This window comes from Campylobacter showae CSUNSWCD (assembly GCF_000313615.1).
Lineage (GTDB): Bacteria > Campylobacterota > Campylobacteria > Campylobacterales > Campylobacteraceae > Campylobacter_A > Campylobacter_A showae_A.
The window spans coordinates 1-16,648 of sequence record NZ_AMZQ01000018.1 but is presented as its reverse complement, the minus strand read 5'-3'; the positions used below and the strand labels follow the sequence as shown (position 1 = coordinate 16,648).

The following is a 16,648-nucleotide window of genomic DNA, read 5'->3' as shown; positions in this document are numbered from 1 at the left end:
ACTAAGATAATCCCCGGTTCGGAGCTAAGCAAATACGTAACGCAAGAGGAGATAGACGATTTTGCTTTTAGATATTGGGATATAGATACGCAGATACAAGACGACGCATTTGCGGAAAATTTCCGTAAGCTTTTAAAATCAAAGCAAACGGATCAAATTTTAAAATTTATGCAAGATAATAACATTAGCATAAACTCTCCACTAATAGACGGCGTTACTCCTTTGATGTACGCTAGCTTTTACGATGACGAAGTCACGGCAAAAAGGCTTATAGATATGGGCGCAAACGCTCGCGCGCAAGATAACTACAAACTCTCGCCCCTGGCCTACGCCATAGAAAACAACTCCACAAAGACCGTTAAGCTGCTGCTTGATAGCGGGGTTAAATTTGAGGAGGTCAAGGCGGTGCAGTACTACATAGATCCTCCGTTTTACAATAACATCGAAAAACTTATCATAGACGGAGATGACGTAAAGATAGTATTTCGAGATAATTACCAAGTCAATAAAGAATCCAAAGACGCAAATAACCCCATGAGGTATATAGTATGGCACAACTATGTCGAAATGGCCGATATAGTCCTTGCTAGCGGGTATAAACCAAAACTTAAAGAAACGCCGTCTTTATTTACCGGCATAAGGGATGAAAATTCAACCTTTCTACGCTCTTTATACGTGGCGCTGCAAAACTACCCAAACTACGAACCCATGCTAGAGCTTCTTTTAAAATACGACGTCGTGGGGCAACCTACGAAAGAGGAGCTAAAGAAGGCGTATGATGAGTGCTATAAAAAGCGCAAGGGATGGATTGATTATAAAGAAAACTATATCTATAAAATGAATAAAGGTATAGACGAAGAAGGCGAAGCGAGGTTACGCAAAAACAAGAAATATCAGCACTTATGTACCGAGTGCTTATATCATGAAGGTCTTTTACAATACAAACCAAAGCCGATAGACCCGAAAAAGATAGAAGAATTTGACAAAGATATAAATTTCTATAATCCGCATTGCCCCGATGAAAATGCTACGTTTAAAGATATTAGGGCTTTTATCAAATGGGCAAACGAAATGGAAAAACGAGACGGGATCAAGAGCGCCATAGGTAGAGCCAAAAAAGGCATGGCTCAGGTGATTTACGTAGATAGCAACCGAAGCAAATCAGACTCAAACTCAAATTTACAAAGCAAATAGATAAAAGGAGATAAAATGTCAGGGAAAAATTTGATAGAGCGGAGCTTGCCTAAAGCGGCGGAGGTTACCGCTGGGCGCGGGAGATTTGACTGCGCAGTTTAAGTAGCGGGGGCGCCAACCTGGAGGGGGCTTGCCGTCAAATTTAGCTTAACGGTCTAAGTTTAGCCTTGCTGCGAGGCGCGGCTAAATCCGCAACCGATCTAAAATTTACGATCTGCGCTCGGCCAAGGCTAAATCGTTTGGACTCGCCCGCGCGTAAATTTGAACTCTGCGCTTTAAAAACTGCGCTTGGCGCAAATTTTGGTTTATTTATCTGCGCTTTTGCTAGCTTTTTTGGGTTCTAAAAACTCCTCGTAGCGGCGATCGATGATAGCCTTGATCTCGGCGTAATTTTGCGGCGAGTTTTCTATGTAAAAATAGGCGTTGTCGAAGTTTTTCTCGCCGAATTTACGCGCGACGAAATCGTCGTAATCTTGCAAATACCAGCCGTACGTTTTGGCAAATTTCGTGCGGTCCGTGGTGTAGTAGGCATTTGCGAAGGCCTTACCCGCGGTGTTTAGCTCGTCGCTGCTTAGCACGCCGTCCATGGCGTCAAAAAAATACCGGCGGTAATCAAAGCTATCGTCCATCCGCGCTATATCGTCTGCAAAGTCCGCCGCAAAGTCCTTGGAATAGAGCTTGCGTTCCATGCACCAGCGGAAGAAAAACGCGATGTGCGTCGCGCCGTTTTCCTGCGGGATATCGGTCGGCGCATTTTTCGCGCCCCAGTGCCATTTTGCCTTGTCGTAGGTCACGTAAGCCATTTGCTCTCCTTTAAATTAGGCTACATTTTACTAAATCTGACCTAGCTCGGCGATTAAAACGCGGCGGCAGGCAAGATAAAATTTCGCGTCGTTGCACGAAAAAGTAGTATAATGTGGATTTTATTTTAAAGGATAAAAAAATGAGCGAGAAAAACTTGCAAATTTTAGGCTGGATAGGCACGTGTCTGTCGGTTATCATGTATATTTCTTATATCCCGCAGATAATGGGCAATCTTGAAGGCAACAAAACGCCTTTTATCCAGCCTCTAGCCGCAGCGATAAACTGCACGATCTGGACTAGCTACGGCCTGCTAAAAGCTAAAAAAGACTATCCGCTAGCGGCTGCAAATTTGCCTGGGATAATTTTTGGGCTTTTGGCGACGATAACGGCGTTTTAAAGGATAAAAGCCGCTAAATTTGCCGATACGGAGAAGTTAAATTTGATGCTTTTGGCTCGGGTTTTGCAAACTCAAATTTGAATGCAAATTTTCTGCACTGTTTTGCCGTATTTTTAATATCTTGATTTTCTTGTTAAGGGGAGGGCTTGAATTGCGCTCTGCTAGCAGCTCTCAAAGAGAGTGCAAGCACAAGGCGAAGCGTAGCTGAAGCAAAAGAGCTTCCTTTTGTACCCACCTTTCTCTTTTTCTTGGGAGGCGGAAGGGGCTTTACTTCGCCTGCGGCTCGTAACTGCGAGCAGACCTACTTACGAAGCGTCGCCCCTTCCTCTCCCGTCTGCTTGCAGCTGCTAGCGCAGCGACGCAGAAAGCCCCACCAACCCCACTGCACGTGAGAGGTTGCTGCACTGCGTGCAGGTTTATTTGGCGCTGCCGCGTCACAGATTTTAAATTTAGCATTTTCAAGATGCGGGTCTCGGTGGGTAAAATTTGAAGCTGAAATTTGCAAATTTAGCTTCAAATTTGAACGCAACAATGATAAGGCGAAGTATTTTGAGATGATTTTTGGGGTTGCGCAGGTAAAATTTAGCGTAGGCTAGACATATAGTCTGCCGAGCTAAATTTTAGCCAGCTCCGTAAAAAGCGCTCAAAAGACAAGCCGTCAAATTTTAAAGATCGCGCGGATCGGCTATCTTGCCTGCGACGGCACTCGCTGCGGCGACGGCAGAGTTTGCCAGATACACCTCGCTCGTGCGATCTCCCATACGGCCGACGAAGTTTCTATTTGTCGTGCTCACGCAGCGTTCCCCAACGCCCAAAATCCCCATATATCCGCCCAGGCACGCGCCGCAGGTTGGATTGCTCACGACCGCACCCGCTTCCGCGAAAATATCCATCAGCCCCTCTTTTTGCGCTTGCAGGGCGATCTTTTGCGTCGCAGGCGTGATGATGAGGCGGGTTTTGCGCGCTACCTTGCGACCTTTTAGGATTTCAGCCGCGATGCGCAGATCGCTTAGGCGGCCGTTCGTGCAGCTGCCGATAAAGGCCTGATCGATAGCGATATTGTCTCTGACGGCCTCGCGCACGCTCTTGCCGTTGCTAGGTAGAAACGGATAGGCGATCACGGGATCGAGCTTGCTAACGTCGATTTCTAAAATTTGCTCGTAGTTTGCGCCCTCGTCGGAGTAGTGCAGCTTCGGCTCGGCGCGCAAATTTTTGCCTTTTAAAAACTCTTTCGTGGTTTCATCGACCGCGATGATACCGCTTTTACCGCCGGCCTCGATCGCCATGTTGCACATGCTAAATCGCCCGTCCATATCGAGGTTCTCTATCGTCTCGCCCGTAAACTCCAGCGCCTTATACAGCGCGCCGTCCACGCCGATGCGGCGGATGATTTCTAGGATGAGGTCCTTGCCGTAGACGTGGCGGTCTAGCTTGCCGCGAAAGATCACTTTGATAGTCGGCGGCACTTTGAACCAGTTTTTGCCCGTTATCATCGCGTAGGCTAGGTCGGTGCTACCCATGCCCGTAGCAAACGCACCCAGCGCGCCGTGGGTACAGGTGTGGCTATCGGCGCCGATGATGACATCGCCCGGCACCACGAGCCCTTTTTCCGGCAAAAGCGCGTGCTCGATGCCCATGTCTTTTTCGTCGAAATAATTTTTCAAATCGTGCTTATACGCAAAATCGCGGCTGATTTTGGCTTGGTTGGCGCTTAGGATATCTTTTGCCGGGATGTAGTGGTCCATCACGACGCTAAAGCCGTCTGGATTAGCTAGCTTCGTCGCGCCGCTGCGCTCAAACTGCTTGATGGAGATCGGAGTCGTGATGTCGTTGCCGATGACCATATCGATGTCGCTCTCGATGATCTCGCCCGCGAAAACCTCGCGTCCTACGTGCTCGCTGAAAATCTTTTCGGTGATGGTTTGCTTTGAGTTTTGCATAAATTTCCTTTTTTTGCGGATGCCGCGTGTTTTTAAAATTTAGCGATTTTAGCGAAAAATGGATAAAAAGAGAGTTATGGGAGATTTTAAATTTGAGCGCAAAGCGGATAGTTCGCGCTCTCGCTAACTTTGGCGCCTTGCAGCGCGACGTCGGCAGCGAAAATTTGAGTTAAAAGCAGCGACGAGGCCGCTAAACTTAGGCTAAATTTGTTCATTTATTTTTCTCCGTTTTAAAATGCATTATCATTATGTTATTCTTGCGATTAAAATTTGACTCGATATTAGGCTATAATTTCGGCTATGAAATACGCAAATTTAAAACAAATACAATCTTTTCTAGGCAAATTTAAAAAAATAACCGCAATCAGACGCGCGGGCGATATGGCGATATTTATCGAATTCGACGGCGAGCTCGGGTTGTTTTTCGACCTTAGCAAGTCTGACTCCGCGATCTATGCAAATCCCGATTTTCTAAACGTCAAAGAGTACAAAGCACCCTTTGACGTCGCGCTTAAAAAGCGTTTTTGGGGGGCTAAAATTTTAAATTTAAGCGTGCCCGAGGGAAATAGAATTTTAAAGCTGGAGTGCGAATTCCAAGGCTCGTATAAGAGTCTGGCCTCAAGCCTGTTTTTGGAGTTTACGGGGCGCTTTACCAACGCGATCATCACGGACGAAAAGGGCGTCATCGTCGAGGCTTTGCGGCACATAGATAATAATTTTCGCGTGATAAAACCGGGGCGCGAGCTACTTGAGCTGCCGCCGGCTACGATAAAAGAGCAAGAAACGCCGCCGATAACCGATTTTGCGCGGTATTTTAGCGAGGAATTTAAGCGCGTAAATAACGCGAAGCTAGAAAATCTGCGCGCCGTAAAATCGGCCGCGATAGAGCGAAAAATGCAAAATTTAAGAGAAATTTTAGCAGGGCTTGAAAATGAAGCGGATTTAAATGCGCAAAGCGAAATTTTAAGCAAAAACGCGGGGCTCATTCTATCAAATTTGCATGCGTTAAGGGGCTACGAGCGCGAGGTAACGCTAAATGATTTCGAGCGAGGCGAGGTGCGGCTAGTGCTGGATGATAGCCCCAAAATCGCTGCAAACACGATGTTTGCCAAGGCAAAAAGGCTAAAGCAAAAGGCGGCGGGCTTAGTCATTGAGCGGCAAAATTTGACCGAAAAGCTCGAGTTTTTATCAAATTTAAAAACACTCGTAAACGAAGCTAAAAGTGCAGAAGAGCTAGAGATCCTATCGCCTAAAAAATCCCGCGCCGCAAAGCAAAAAGAGCAAAATCAAAACGTCGAGGATTTTTATGTCGAGGGCTATAAAATCAGCATCGGACGCAACGAAAAGGGTAACATTTGGCTGCTAAAAAACTCCAAAAAAGATGACATCTGGATGCACCTAAAAGATATGCCGTCCGCGCACGTCATCATTAAAACCGCAAAAAGCGCTCCCAGCGAGGAAATTTTGAGATTTGCGGCGAAAATTTGCGTAAATTTTAGCGTCAAAGGCGGCGGGACGTACGAGGTTGATTTTACCAAACGTAACAACGTCAAAATTACGAGCGGCGCAAATGTAAATTATATTAATTTTAAGACGATATTAGTAACAAAGCACGACTAAAATAGGAGGCGAAAATGGCTGTAACACCCATTGGCAACACGATTTTTATCAATCAAAACGTAAATATGGTCTCAAACAAGGTCGCCGACGTCCAAAGTAGATTTGACCTGCAAAATCTCGCCGCCGCATCGCTAGCAAGCGACGAAAAACAGGAGGTCTCCGAGGTGCGACCGACCGAGGAAACCTACAAAATCGACCCCAAAAACGAGCACGAAAAACAAAAGGGCAGGCAGGAGCAGGGCGAGCTCGTCTCGGAGCAAAACGGCGAAAACTCCGACTCTGACGGCGATGAAAACTCGGAGGATTACGTCGCGGCTAACGACTTCCCGCAAGCGTCGCCCGTATTTCAGCATCTTGATCTTAAAATTTAAGTTTTCCCGCTCAAATTTGACTTTAAATTTGATCCGTTTTCTGCGCAAATTTGAGCTTTCATCGTTTTAATATCGTGAACGTAAAATTTAAAGCGTAATAAGCGGGCTCGTTTTGGGCGTAAATTTGGCGTCCGAGGTATCCGACGAGGAAAAGGCGGTGCATAGCAGCCAAATATGCAAACGCGCCGAGCATTAGTCGGCGCCGCCTAAGGCAAGGGTGCGAGCAAATTTTATTTGCTTTTAATTTGACAGATCGTTTTTGGACGAGAGTAAAATTTGGCAAAAATCGTCAAATTTGCCGTCCGTTTCAGGCAAAAATAAATTATCAAATTTAACTACCGATTAAAGCGAGTGTGCAAACGCAAATTTGCCTCAAATTTCGGCGCTTTTAAGCAAAAATTTTATACAATTATTACTCAAAAAAGGAAAAATCATGAAAACGCGTATAATCACCGGCGTCGCGCTATTTGTGGCGGTTTTGGTCATCTTTTTCGTCGATAGTTATCTGTTAAATTTCGCCATTTTGGGCTTCGTGCTTTATACGGCCTTTGGCGAAGCGCAAAAGCTCTACGGCCTGCAGGGCGGCTCTCTTGCGCTCATAGCGATTATTTTTTACCTGCTTACTCCATTTTCAAACCCCGTATTTATCGCTATTTTAGCGGTTTTGATCGTGGTTAGTTTTCTCGCGCATTTTAAGAGCGAAAACCTAACGCCCGCGCTACCGTTTTTGTATCCGATGACGCCGATTTTTCTCATCTGGATGCTTTACTCGCAGTACGGCGTGGGCTACTTGGCGTGGCTGATTTTAACGGTCGTGGCGTGCGATAGCGGGGCGTTTTTCGTCGGCAAATTTTGCGGCAAGCACGCCTTTAGCGAGACTTCGCCTAATAAAACCTGGGAGGGCGTCGCGGGCGGTATCGTCGTGGCTACGGTTTTTGGTGCGGGCTTTGGCTGGGTGCTGACCGATAGCTTTTGGCACAGCCTCATCACGGCGTTTTTGGTTGCGGTTTTCGGCGTTTGGGGCGATCTTTTCGAGAGCTACTTAAAGCGCCGCGCGGGCGTCAAAGATAGCGGCACGCTGCTGCCCGGCCACGGCGGCATGCTTGACCGCGTCGACGGCTATCTGTTCGGCGTCGCGGCGATGCTCTGGACGCTATCGTGGTAGTGCTGGGCTCGACGGGCTCGATCGGGACGAATACTTTAAATTTGGCCCGTAAATTCGGCCTTAGCGTCGAGGCTATGAGCTGTGCGTCAAACTACGAGCTTTTAAACGAGCAAATCGCCGAATTTAAGCCCAAATTCGTCTGCATCGCCGAACCCAAATTTGCTAAATTCGTAAAACACAAACGCGTTTTTGCAGGCGCGCAGGGCATTTGCGATATGCTAAAAGAGTGCGAGAGCGAGCGCGTCGTAAACTCTCTGGTGGGCTTTGCTGGGCTGGCTCCGAGCTTAACCGCGCAAAAGCTAGGCAAAAAGCTAGCGCTTGCAAATAAAGAAAGCCTCGTCGCGGGCGGCAAATTTTTAGACAGGGGCGCGATAAATCCCATAGATAGCGAGCATTTCGGGCTTAAATTTTTGCTCGCGAATAAAACCCCGGTCGCTAGGCTCGTCATCACGGCCTCAGGCGGCGCCTTTTATAAAACCCCGCTAAAAGCCCTAAAGGACGCCCGCGCCGCAGACGCGCTAAAGCACCCCAACTGGAGCATGGGCGCAAAGATCACGATCGACAGCGCGACGATGGCGAACAAACTTTTTGAGGTGCTGGAGGCCTTTTGGCTCTACGGCGTGCGGGATATCGAGGCGCTCATCGAGCGCACGTCCACGGTGCACGCGCTGGTGGAGTTTGCCGACGGTTCGACTACGGCGCATCTATCCAAAACCGATATGATTTTAGCTATCGCGCATGCGATTTTGGGCGAGGACGGAGCGCTAAATTTGAACGCCGCCGATGTGCAAATCGTGCCGAATTTGGATCTAAAAACTCTAAAAAGCATAAAATTCGGCGAGATAAATTTGAAAAAATATCCTATCTTTTCGCTAAAAGACCAAGCTTTGCAAAACCCCGATCTTGGCGTCGCTATCAACGCCGCAAACGAAGTCGCCGTATATAAATTTTTGCGCGGCGAATGCGGGTTTTTGGACATCTCGCGAACGGTTTTAGCCGCAGCAAAGAGGTTTGGAGACGAGAAGATTGAGAGCGAGAGTAGGATCTTTGAGGTGGATGCGGAAGTGAGAGCGTGGGCGGAAAAGTCGCTGAAATAGCGGCTTGTCTTTTGAGTGCTTTTTGTGGATTTTGTTAAAATTTGACTGGGTAAGCTACATGCCTTATCTTCGTCAAATTTTAACGTCAAAACCCCAAAAATCATCTCAAAATACTTCGCCTTATCGTTTTACGCTTAAATTTGAAGTCAAATTTACAAATTTATAAATTTAACTCTATCAAAATTTACAAAATTTGCGACGCTTTGCGCGAGCAAAGCAGTGTCGCCACCCTTAACTTTAGCTTCACTGCGTTGGCTACCGTCGCTTTGCTTGAGACCGCTTCGCTCGTTACGAAATGGCAACAAGTTGCCCCTACGAAGAAAAGCGTTGTAGGGGGAGGTGGATTAAAGGGGGTGGGGAGCTCTTTTGCTTCGGCTTTGCCTCGCCTTGTGCTTGCACTCTCTTTGAGAGCTGCAGGGCAGAGCGCCATTCAAGCCCCCACCCCCTTTACAATAAAGTAAAAAACAACCTCAAACGGTTGTTTTTTACGCAAGGAAGCTCGACTTGAAACACCAAATTTAACTAAACCAAATTTAGCACCTTAAAGATACAGGTCTGGGCGAGTAAATTTAAAATTCGCTCGAAAAATTTGCTTAAAACGGTGCATTTTCGTCGCCGTAATCGTCGCCGATATGTTATAATTTCACGAATTTTTAAATCGCGCCGAGTTTAAATTTGGCTGTAAAACAAAACAAATGCTAGAAATTTCAAGAGTGAAAAAATAAGCCGTAAAATAAAAAGAGGAAAAATGGAAAAATACGAAGGCTATAATCTTAGACTAAAAGACGCTCTGGTCGGCGTGCAGTTTTTATTCGTCGCGTTTGGCGCGCTCGTGCTCGTGCCGATTTTGACGGGGCTTGATACGTCCGTGGCGCTGTTTACGGCGGGTATCGGCACGCTGCTGTTTCAGCTCATCACGCGCAAAAACGTCCCGCCGATCTTTCTCGCGTCTAGCTTTGCGTTCATCGCGCCGCTAAGCTTTGGCGTGAAGGAGTGGGGCATCGCTGCGACGATGAGCGGGGTGATCGCGGCGGGGCTTTTTTACGTGGTTTTGAGCCTGCTCATTAGGCTCAAAGGCGAGGGATTTTTGCATAAAATTTTACCGCCCGTGGTCGTGGGCCCCGTCATCATGACGATCGGCCTCATCCTCTCGCCCGCGGCCGTAAATATGGTCATGGGCAAGGGCAAGGAGGCGCTTTACACGCAAGGGCAGTCGCTTACCATCGCGCTCATCTCGCTTTCGGCGGTTATCGTCGTGATGATGTTTGGTCGCGGTATGCTGCGCCTAGTGCCGATACTTTGCGGCATTGCAGCGGGATACTGCGCGTCGCTATTTGTCGGGATCGTGGATTTTACGCCGATTCTAAATGCGCCGTGGTTTGCGCTGCCAAATTTCACCGCGCCGGTTTTTAAGCTCGAAGCGGTGATCTACATGGTGCCTATCGCTATCGCGCCCGCGATCGAGCACATCGGCGATATGCTTGCCATCAGCAACGTCACGAAGGAAAATTTCCTCAAAAACCCTGGGCTTAAAAGCACGCTTCTAGGCGATGGGCTTGCGACGTCGTTAGCAGGCTGCTTTGGCGGACCGCCGAACACCACCTACTCCGAGGTCACGGGCGCGGTCAGCATCACGAAAGCCTACAATCCCGCCATCATGACCTTTGCCGCGCTTGCTGCGATACTGCTAGCCTTCGTGGGTAAGCTCGGCGCCGTGCTCTCCACGATCCCCGCTCCCGTCATCGGAGGCATCATGCTGCTGCTTTTTGGTATCATCGCAAGCGTGGGCATGGAGACTCTCATAAAAAACGGCGTGGATCTGGCCGAGCCGCGCAATATGATCATCGTCGCGCTCATCTTCGTCTGCGCGATCGGCGGCATGGTGCTGGATTTTGGCGCTATGAGCTTTAGCGGCGTGGGACTTGGCGCGCTCATCGGCATCACGCTAAATTTGGTGCTACCGAAGACCAAGCATTTTGACGGGTACTAAGTTAAATTTACGCGGAACTTGAGTCGTTTCGCGCGGTTGCGGGTAAATTTGAGCTTCGTCGTCAAATTTGATGAGCTTTAAATTTACCCGCCGCTTTTGGGCGTCAAATTTGGGCGAGTTTTTTGCTCGTCTTGCTTAAATTTTCCGTGCGGATATGTGTGATTTTTGGTTAAATTCGCTCCGCATTTTGGCGTAAATTTGGCTTCGAAATATTTAAATTTTGCGTTCGTATCGCCTCGTAAAAACACACTCTAAATTTTAAAATTTCCCCGCAAACGCTTTTAAATTTCTAACGTTTTAAACTAGCAAGATATATAATTGCCTTATGAAAAAGGCAGATAGTTTAAGCAAATTTTATAAAAAGGCGCTAAGGCTGCTCTTTGCGGTACTTTTCGTGCCGCTCTTCGTCTCACTCGTTTTTATCTATGAGCTATCGGTGTATGACAGCTCGCGCGAGCTACCGGCGGACGCGCAAAAGATCGGGGGGTTACTACAATATCGGCGGCAAAATTTACCTACACTCTTTGAATCTCGCTCCCTACGAGCTAGAGGTCGGTACGGACGCGGCGAGCTTTCGCGCGCTTGATACCGGCAGATACTCCTACACAAACGTCGGCATGGACGTTAGTAGCGTATTTTGCGGCGCTCGAAAGATGTCGGGGCTCGATCCCGCCCGCACGTAAAAGATCGGCGCACGATACTACAGCGACGGGCGCGTGAGCTACTTCTGCTCGGACGTAACCCAGCGCACGGGCGGCGCGATAAGCTACATTTACAAGGTATTTTTCCATGCCTTTGGGCTTTCAAAGTGGCCGCAGGAGTACAACTATCCCTACGCTAGGCTCGATACTAGCGCGCCCATCTCGCCGCTGACGGATAGCCCTTACGTCGCCACGGACGGCGAGCGGGTATTTTACGAGGGTAAAATTTTAGCGGGTGCGGACGTAAAAAACCTAAAACAGATAAGGCGAAAAATCATATACGAAGACGGCCCCGAGCTGCCCGCGCACTTTCGCCCGGTCGATCGGTGGCTGAGTGACGGACGCAGCGTCTATAAAGGCGGAGAGAGGCTAAATTTCACCCCTAGCGAGCAGATGTATCTGATGGAACCAAACGCGGGCATAGAGTTTCTTTTTGATCCCGCTACGGACGTAGCGTTTATAAGGGCGGCGGGAGATTTGATGCTGCAAACGAGCCCTATACGCCGCTAAATTTTAAGAGCGGGCATCAGGAATACATGCTGTTTGCGAGCAAAAACGGCATATTTTATCTAAGCAAGGATAAAATTTTAAATCGTCCGCGCGGCAGCGGTATCGAGGGCTGGCTCAAAGACGCATTTTGGTACGTTTATTATAAATTTGGCGCAGACGCCAGCTCGCTAAGTGCGCTAAAAAGGGCGGGCGACAATCCGTTTAAAGGCGCCGTGCGGCAGATCTCGGAAAGGCTTTTTAAGGACGACGCGGGATTTTATTATCTAAATTTTTACTCGCATAGCGTTTACGTCACGGGTCGCAGCGGCAGGCATCTGGATAAGCGGACGAATTTCATCGATCTGCGAAAGATCACGCTAGACGTGCATGACGATGAGGTGATGTCGCAGATCGCGGACGAGGCGGCGCGAAACCCAGAGATGTCGCAGCCCGTTTTTATGCGCAGGACGTGGAGTATGAAAACGGCGCGGCCTTTTATATGTATTGCCTCGCGGCTATTTTGGTGCTTGGAGCTTGGATTTATAGCTACTTTAGAAAGCGCAGCTTGCGACGCGGCTAAATTTGCCGTCAAATTTGCTCTAAATTTACAACCTTTCTTACCGATTTATTACGATTTCTAGTTAAAATTGCAGTGAAAAAAATCAAAAGGAAATCCAATGGAAAACAAAATCATGGATAGCGTCAGGGGCGGCTTTTGGACGAAACCCGTCATCATTTTCGTCCTGCTTTTGCTGCTGCTTATCCCGCTAGGTTTCATCAGTTCGATGATCTCTGACCGCGCCTACGTCAAGCAAAGCGCCGAGGAGTCCATCATGCAGCCCGTCGGCGGAGAGCTTAGGATCGAGGGCGTTTTGATCTCAGTGCCGTATAAAAAGCAAACGGCGATCTACAACGAAAACGGCGTAGCGGCGGTATCGCAGACAACCGAGCAGATCATGATAGCGCCGCAGTCATACGAGCTATCGACCCAGCTAAATCCGCAGTATCTAAAGCGCGGTATCTTTAGCGTGCCCGTTTTTAACGGCGACGTCGCGCTAAAAGCAAAATTTGCGCCGCTAAATTTCGAGCAGCTAAATATCGCGGAAAGCGACGTTTTGCTAAGCGAGGCGACGCTGATTTTAGGCGTAGGCAGCAAAAAGACCTTTACCGCGTTTCCCGCGCTAAAAGCAAACGGCCAAGAACTCGCGCAGTCTTTTGCGCCGCCTAAATACTCGCCCTTTACCCAAAGCGTCCACTACAAACTACCTGCAAATTTAGCAAACGGCGGCTTTGAGCTAGCGGGCGTGCTATCTATGCAGGGCGGGCAGAGCGCGAGCTTTGTCCCTGTGGGGCAGGATAATAAATTTGACGTAAAATCCTCGTGGAGCTCGCCGTCTTTTAGCGGCGGCTGGCTGCCTAAATCGCGCGAAGTTACCAGCAGCGGCTTTAACGCGCAGTGGGAGATTTCGGGCCTTAGCACCGGCGTTCCGCAGGCGTGGATCATGGACGGCAGGCGCGAGATGGGGCTAGAGGGCGTCGAGGCTAGCTTCATCAGTCCCGTAAACAACTACTCGCTCATCGCACGCTGCGTGACCTATGCGATTTTGTTTTTAGCGGTGCCGTTTTTGGCGATCTTTTTGTGCGAAATTTACAGCCGCGTCCGCATTCACCCGATCCAGTACCTACTCATCGGAGCCGCCGATGTGCTATTTTACCTGCTCGTGCTCTCGTTTTCCGAGCATATTAGCTTCCTAGCTAGTTATCTCATCGCGGCCGCAGCCGTGTGCGCGACGATACTTTTCTACGGTTCGGCAATCTTTCGGGCGCGCAAATGGGGCGTGTTTATAGCGCTCGTACACGGGGTTAGCTACTGCTTGCTCTACGGTATCTTGCAGTCCGAGGACTACGCGCTTTTGATGGGCAGCGTTATGATATTTGCGGTGATTGCGCTGGTGATGTATTTAACTAGAAAGATAGATTGGTACGAAAACGGGCTGAAAATTTAGCTTTTTTCAGCTTGTCTTTTTGGTTTATACGTCGTTGGAAACTCGGTCGGCTTCGGTCACGGACGACTAGTCCGCTCCCTCGCCTCCGTCGTTTCCGCCTCGTCTAAACGCAAAAATACTTCGCCTTATCGTTTCATGTTCAAATTTGTAAATTTGAGTCGCCGAGACCTGTACCCTAAAAATGCAAATTTAAAATCTGCGACGCGCAAGCGTCAAATTTAAACCTGCACGCAGTGCATCAACTTCTAACGTCGTAGGGGGATAGGGGATCGTTAAGGGGGAAGGGAGCTCTTTTGCTTCGGCGTTGCCTCGCAACTGCAAAGCAGAGCGTAATTCAAGCCCCTTCCCCCTTAACAAGAAAGATTAAATTTAATGCACAACGCCAAATTTAACTAAACCAAATTTAGCATTTTTGCAGTGCGGGTCTCGGTGCGTCAAATTTGGTTTCGTCGTAAATTTAGGGCAAGCGATTTGCGCGCGTATTTTACCACCTTTGCTAAGAAGCGGGGCGAATTTATAACCGCGAAAGCAAAAAGCGGTAAAATGCGCTAAAAAAGGAAAATCAATAAAATGAGCGAAAATTTACAACATGGCAGTGCGGGCGGGTTGATTTTGGGTATAGAAAGCAGCTGCGACGATAGCTCGGTAGCACTACTTGACATCGAGACCTTGGAGCTAAAATTTCATAAAAAAATATCGCAGGATGCCGAGCACTGCGCATTTGGCGGAGTGGTACCGGAGCTGGCCGCACGCTTGCATACGGCTGCGCTGCCTAAAATTTTAGAGCAGATCAAACCCGAGCTACCCTGCGTAAAAGCCGTCGCCGTCACGAACGAGCCGGGACTCTCCGTAAGCCTAGTTGGTGGCGTCGCGATGGCAAAGGCGCTCGCCTCGTCGCTGCGCGTGCCGTTAATCGCGGTAAATCACCTCGCCGGGCACGTGTATTCGCTGTTTTTGTCGCAGGAGGCGCGGCTGCCTGCGGGCGTACTGCTCGTTAGCGGCGGGCACACGATGGCGCTAGATATCGGCGCGGACGGGGCAGTGAGCGTGCTAGCCGCGACGATGGACGATAGCTTCGGCGAGAGCTTTGACAAGGTCGCAAAGATGCTGGGGCTGGGGTATCCTGGCGGCGTAGCGGTCGAAAAGGCGGCAAAAAGCGGGCGTGAGAGGTTTAAATTTACCGTGCCGCTGCTGGGCGATGCGCGCACGGCGTATAGCTTCTCGGGGCTAAAAAATCAGGTTCGCGTCGAAACCCAAAGGCTCGCCGAAAGCGGAAATCTCGGCGCGCAGGATGTTGCCGACATCTGCTTTGCCTTTGAAAATACGGCTTGCAAGCACATCTTAAACAAGCTAGAAAAGATCTTTGCCCAGCGTAAATTTGAGCGTTTCGGCGTCGTGGGCGGAGCGAGCGCGAATCTAAATCTGCGCTCTCGCCTAAAGGCTTTATGCGAGAAATACGGCTGCGAGCTCATCTGTGCGCCGCTGGAGTTTTGCTCCGATAACGCCGCGATGATCGCGCGCGCGGGACGCGAAAAGTACCTGCGCGGCGAGTTTGCGGGGCTTGATCTGCAGGCTAGTCCTAGAAGCGAGCTAACGAGGATTTAAATTTTGCCTTACGGCTAAATTTGACTTTTTTCGGCTGGAAAATTGCTGATTTTACGGTCGGTGATTAAATTTTAGCTAGCATTTAAGGGTTTGCTCGCCGAAAAATTCGCGAAAAAAAGGTAAATTCGGCGGTTTTTGTCGTCAAATTTTAGCTGTCCAAATTTGCAAGGCATCGCCAAAAACAGCGGCGTTCTCGTGGCGGCGAGTCGCCTTTTGGTTTATAAATTTATCTGCTTTATCGCTCGTAAAATTTCATCCTCGCGGTCTAAAAAATCCTTTGCGATGACGATAAATTCGTTGTTTTTTAGCGAGGCGGCATCGTAGATCGGCGCTTTTAGCGTTGCTAGATCGATCATCTTTGCGCCCGCGCCCGCAGCGATCATCTCGCCCGCGGCGTTGTCCCATATAGAGCTTGGCGAGTAGCGCATGTATGCGCCCGCGAGGTTTTCGGCGATGCGGCAGTATTTGATCGCCGAGCTTAGCCGCGCGATGTCAAAATTTAGAGCGGTCGCGAGCTTGCCCGCCGTTACGTTTTTGCCGCGTTTGCCGCTGATTATCGTTTGCGGCGCTCTCTCGTTTACGGCTAAAATTTGCGGGATAAATGAGCCGTTTTTATAAAGCTCTTTTTGCGTTGGCTCGCCCTTTGCTGCGCTATAAATTTCGCCGGTAACGGGCACGTAGATAACGCCAAGAACCGGGCGACCGTCCTCTATGAGCGCGATACAGACGCAAAACTCGCCGCTACCTTCGATAAAATCCTTCGTGCCGTCTAGCGGGTCGATGAGCCAAAAGGTCCGCGCAGACTCGCCCAGAATCTTTTCCTCCGAGCAGATCGGGATTTGCGAGCTTTTTAGCGTTTCAAATATCGCGGCGTTTGCCGCAAGATCGGCCGAGGTCACGGGCGAATGATCGGTTTTTAAATTTACCTCAAAATCCAGGCCGTTTTGGCTAAATGCACTTTCTGGTAAAGTCGAGCGAGCTGCTAAAATCTCGTCGTCAAAGCCCTTGTGGGCGTAAAATTTCATTATCTCGTTGCCTGCTTTTGTAGCCGCAAGCTTGGCTAAGCGTAATAGTTCGTTTAAATTTTGCATTTTGGTTTCTTTTTTAGCGGCTTGTCTCTTGCGCGCCTTTAATGAAGCTAGTAAAAATTTAACTCGATAGATTGCATGACTTACCTTCGCTAAATTTTAGCTTCTTTACAATTTTAAGTTTTTTCTTTTTCTTGGGAGGCGGAAGGGGTTTCTACTTACGAAGCGTCGCCCCCCCACC

The 16,648-nt window shown here is 48.9% G+C and carries 18 protein-coding genes; 13 read left to right on the top strand and 5 right to left on the bottom strand.

All coding sequences use genetic code 11. From position 1 onward, the window contains the following. The coding region (locus tag CSUNSWCD_RS10135) for an ankyrin repeat domain-containing protein (RefSeq protein ID WP_051990322.1) at positions 1-1,194 on the top strand (1,194 nt) is incomplete at its 5' end. A 305-nt stretch (positions 1,195-1,499) separates the two neighbouring features. Here the strand turns inward: CSUNSWCD_RS10135 and CSUNSWCD_RS10130 are convergent. After that, complete coding sequence (locus tag CSUNSWCD_RS10130) at positions 1,500-1,997, bottom strand: DUF7832 domain-containing protein (RefSeq protein WP_009497012.1); 498 nt, start codon at positions 1,995-1,997, stop codon at positions 1,500-1,502. A gap of 140 nt (positions 1,998-2,137) precedes the next feature. Here CSUNSWCD_RS10130 and CSUNSWCD_RS10125 point away from each other — a divergent pair, with 140 nt between their 5' ends. Both CSUNSWCD_RS10125 and CSUNSWCD_RS11350 read left to right on the top strand, forming a co-directional pair. Beyond that, positions 2,138-2,395, top strand: a complete 258-nt coding sequence (locus CSUNSWCD_RS10125) for a SemiSWEET family transporter (RefSeq protein WP_034964861.1) — start codon at positions 2,138-2,140, stop codon at positions 2,393-2,395. A 146-nt stretch (positions 2,396-2,541) separates the two neighbouring features. Beyond that, positions 2,542-2,787, top strand: coding sequence for a hypothetical protein (locus tag CSUNSWCD_RS11350; protein WP_157788751.1), 246 nt, complete (start codon positions 2,542-2,544; stop codon positions 2,785-2,787). 273 nt (positions 2,788-3,060) lie between these two features. On the opposite strand, the gene leuC is transcribed toward CSUNSWCD_RS11350, so the two are convergent. Next, entirely contained in the window at positions 3,061-4,335 is a 1,275-nt protein-coding gene (gene leuC, locus CSUNSWCD_RS10120; RefSeq protein WP_009497009.1) for a 3-isopropylmalate dehydratase large subunit, read from the bottom strand. Between the two features lie 86 nt (positions 4,336-4,421). Continuing rightward, positions 4,422-4,550, bottom strand: a complete 129-nt coding sequence (locus tag CSUNSWCD_RS11920) for a hypothetical protein (RefSeq protein WP_009497008.1) — start codon at positions 4,548-4,550, stop codon at positions 4,422-4,424. An 85-nt stretch (positions 4,551-4,635) separates the two neighbouring features. Here CSUNSWCD_RS11920 and CSUNSWCD_RS10115 point away from each other — a divergent pair, with 85 nt between their 5' ends. The 5 genes from CSUNSWCD_RS10115 (at position 4,636) to CSUNSWCD_RS10095 (ending at position 10,578) form a co-directional block, all read left to right on the top strand. Further along, positions 4,636-5,955, top strand: coding sequence for an NFACT RNA binding domain-containing protein (locus CSUNSWCD_RS10115; RefSeq protein ID WP_009497007.1), 1,320 nt, complete (start codon positions 4,636-4,638; stop codon positions 5,953-5,955). A gap of 14 nt (positions 5,956-5,969) precedes the next feature. After that, a complete protein-coding gene (locus CSUNSWCD_RS10110; protein WP_009497006.1) occupies positions 5,970-6,326 on the top strand; it encodes a hypothetical protein in 357 nt (118 codons plus the stop codon). Between the two features lie 433 nt (positions 6,327-6,759). After that, a complete protein-coding gene (locus CSUNSWCD_RS10105) occupies positions 6,760-7,491 on the top strand; it encodes a phosphatidate cytidylyltransferase (protein WP_034964858.1) in 732 nt (243 codons plus the stop codon). Next, a complete protein-coding gene (dxr, locus tag CSUNSWCD_RS10100; RefSeq protein WP_009497003.1) occupies positions 7,485-8,588 on the top strand; it encodes a 1-deoxy-D-xylulose-5-phosphate reductoisomerase in 1,104 nt (367 codons plus the stop codon). Before CSUNSWCD_RS10105 ends, dxr begins: the two co-directional genes overlap by 7 nt. Before the next feature lie 748 nt (positions 8,589-9,336). Beyond that, positions 9,337-10,578 (top strand): uracil-xanthine permease family protein, encoded by a 1,242-nt coding sequence (locus CSUNSWCD_RS10095; protein WP_009497000.1) that lies wholly within the window; start codon positions 9,337-9,339, stop codon positions 10,576-10,578. Between the two features lie 83 nt (positions 10,579-10,661). Here the strand turns inward: CSUNSWCD_RS10095 and CSUNSWCD_RS11345 are convergent, their stop codons facing one another. Beyond that, positions 10,662-10,826: a hypothetical protein gene (locus tag CSUNSWCD_RS11345; protein ID WP_009496999.1), complete on the bottom strand. Its 165-nt coding sequence runs from the start codon at positions 10,824-10,826 to the stop codon at positions 10,662-10,664. A 132-nt stretch (positions 10,827-10,958) separates the two neighbouring features. Between CSUNSWCD_RS11345 and CSUNSWCD_RS11485 the strand changes: the two genes are divergently transcribed. The 5 genes from CSUNSWCD_RS11485 to tsaD all read left to right on the top strand — a co-directional run bounded on the left by CSUNSWCD_RS11485 (position 10,959) and on the right by tsaD (position 15,379). Further along, the gene (locus CSUNSWCD_RS11485) at positions 10,959-11,261 is read left to right on the top strand and encodes a hypothetical protein (RefSeq protein WP_167536556.1); all 303 of its coding nucleotides are present in this window, start codon (positions 10,959-10,961) and stop codon (positions 11,259-11,261) included. Between the two features lie 33 nt (positions 11,262-11,294). Continuing rightward, positions 11,295-11,789 carry a hypothetical protein gene (locus tag CSUNSWCD_RS11480; RefSeq protein ID WP_009496997.1) on the top strand — a complete coding sequence of 165 codons (495 nt, stop codon included), beginning with the start codon at positions 11,295-11,297 and terminating at the stop codon, positions 11,787-11,789. A gap of 26 nt (positions 11,790-11,815) precedes the next feature. Beyond that, positions 11,816-12,409, top strand: coding sequence for a hypothetical protein (locus tag CSUNSWCD_RS11475; RefSeq protein ID WP_009496996.1), 594 nt, complete (start codon positions 11,816-11,818; stop codon positions 12,407-12,409). A gap of 36 nt (positions 12,410-12,445) precedes the next feature. Next, the gene (creD, locus tag CSUNSWCD_RS10085; protein ID WP_009496995.1) at positions 12,446-13,774 is read left to right on the top strand and encodes a cell envelope integrity protein CreD; all 1,329 of its coding nucleotides are present in this window, start codon (positions 12,446-12,448) and stop codon (positions 13,772-13,774) included. A 606-nt stretch (positions 13,775-14,380) separates the two neighbouring features. Next, the gene (tsaD, locus tag CSUNSWCD_RS10080; RefSeq protein WP_034964863.1) at positions 14,381-15,379 is read left to right on the top strand and encodes a tRNA (adenosine(37)-N6)-threonylcarbamoyltransferase complex transferase subunit TsaD; all 999 of its coding nucleotides are present in this window, start codon (positions 14,381-14,383) and stop codon (positions 15,377-15,379) included. A 218-nt stretch (positions 15,380-15,597) separates the two neighbouring features. Here the strand turns inward: tsaD and CSUNSWCD_RS10075 are convergent, their stop codons facing one another. Continuing rightward, positions 15,598-16,470, bottom strand: coding sequence for a 3'(2'),5'-bisphosphate nucleotidase CysQ family protein (locus tag CSUNSWCD_RS10075; protein WP_009496993.1), 873 nt, complete (start codon positions 16,468-16,470; stop codon positions 15,598-15,600). Between the last annotated feature and the right edge of the window lie 178 nt (positions 16,471-16,648).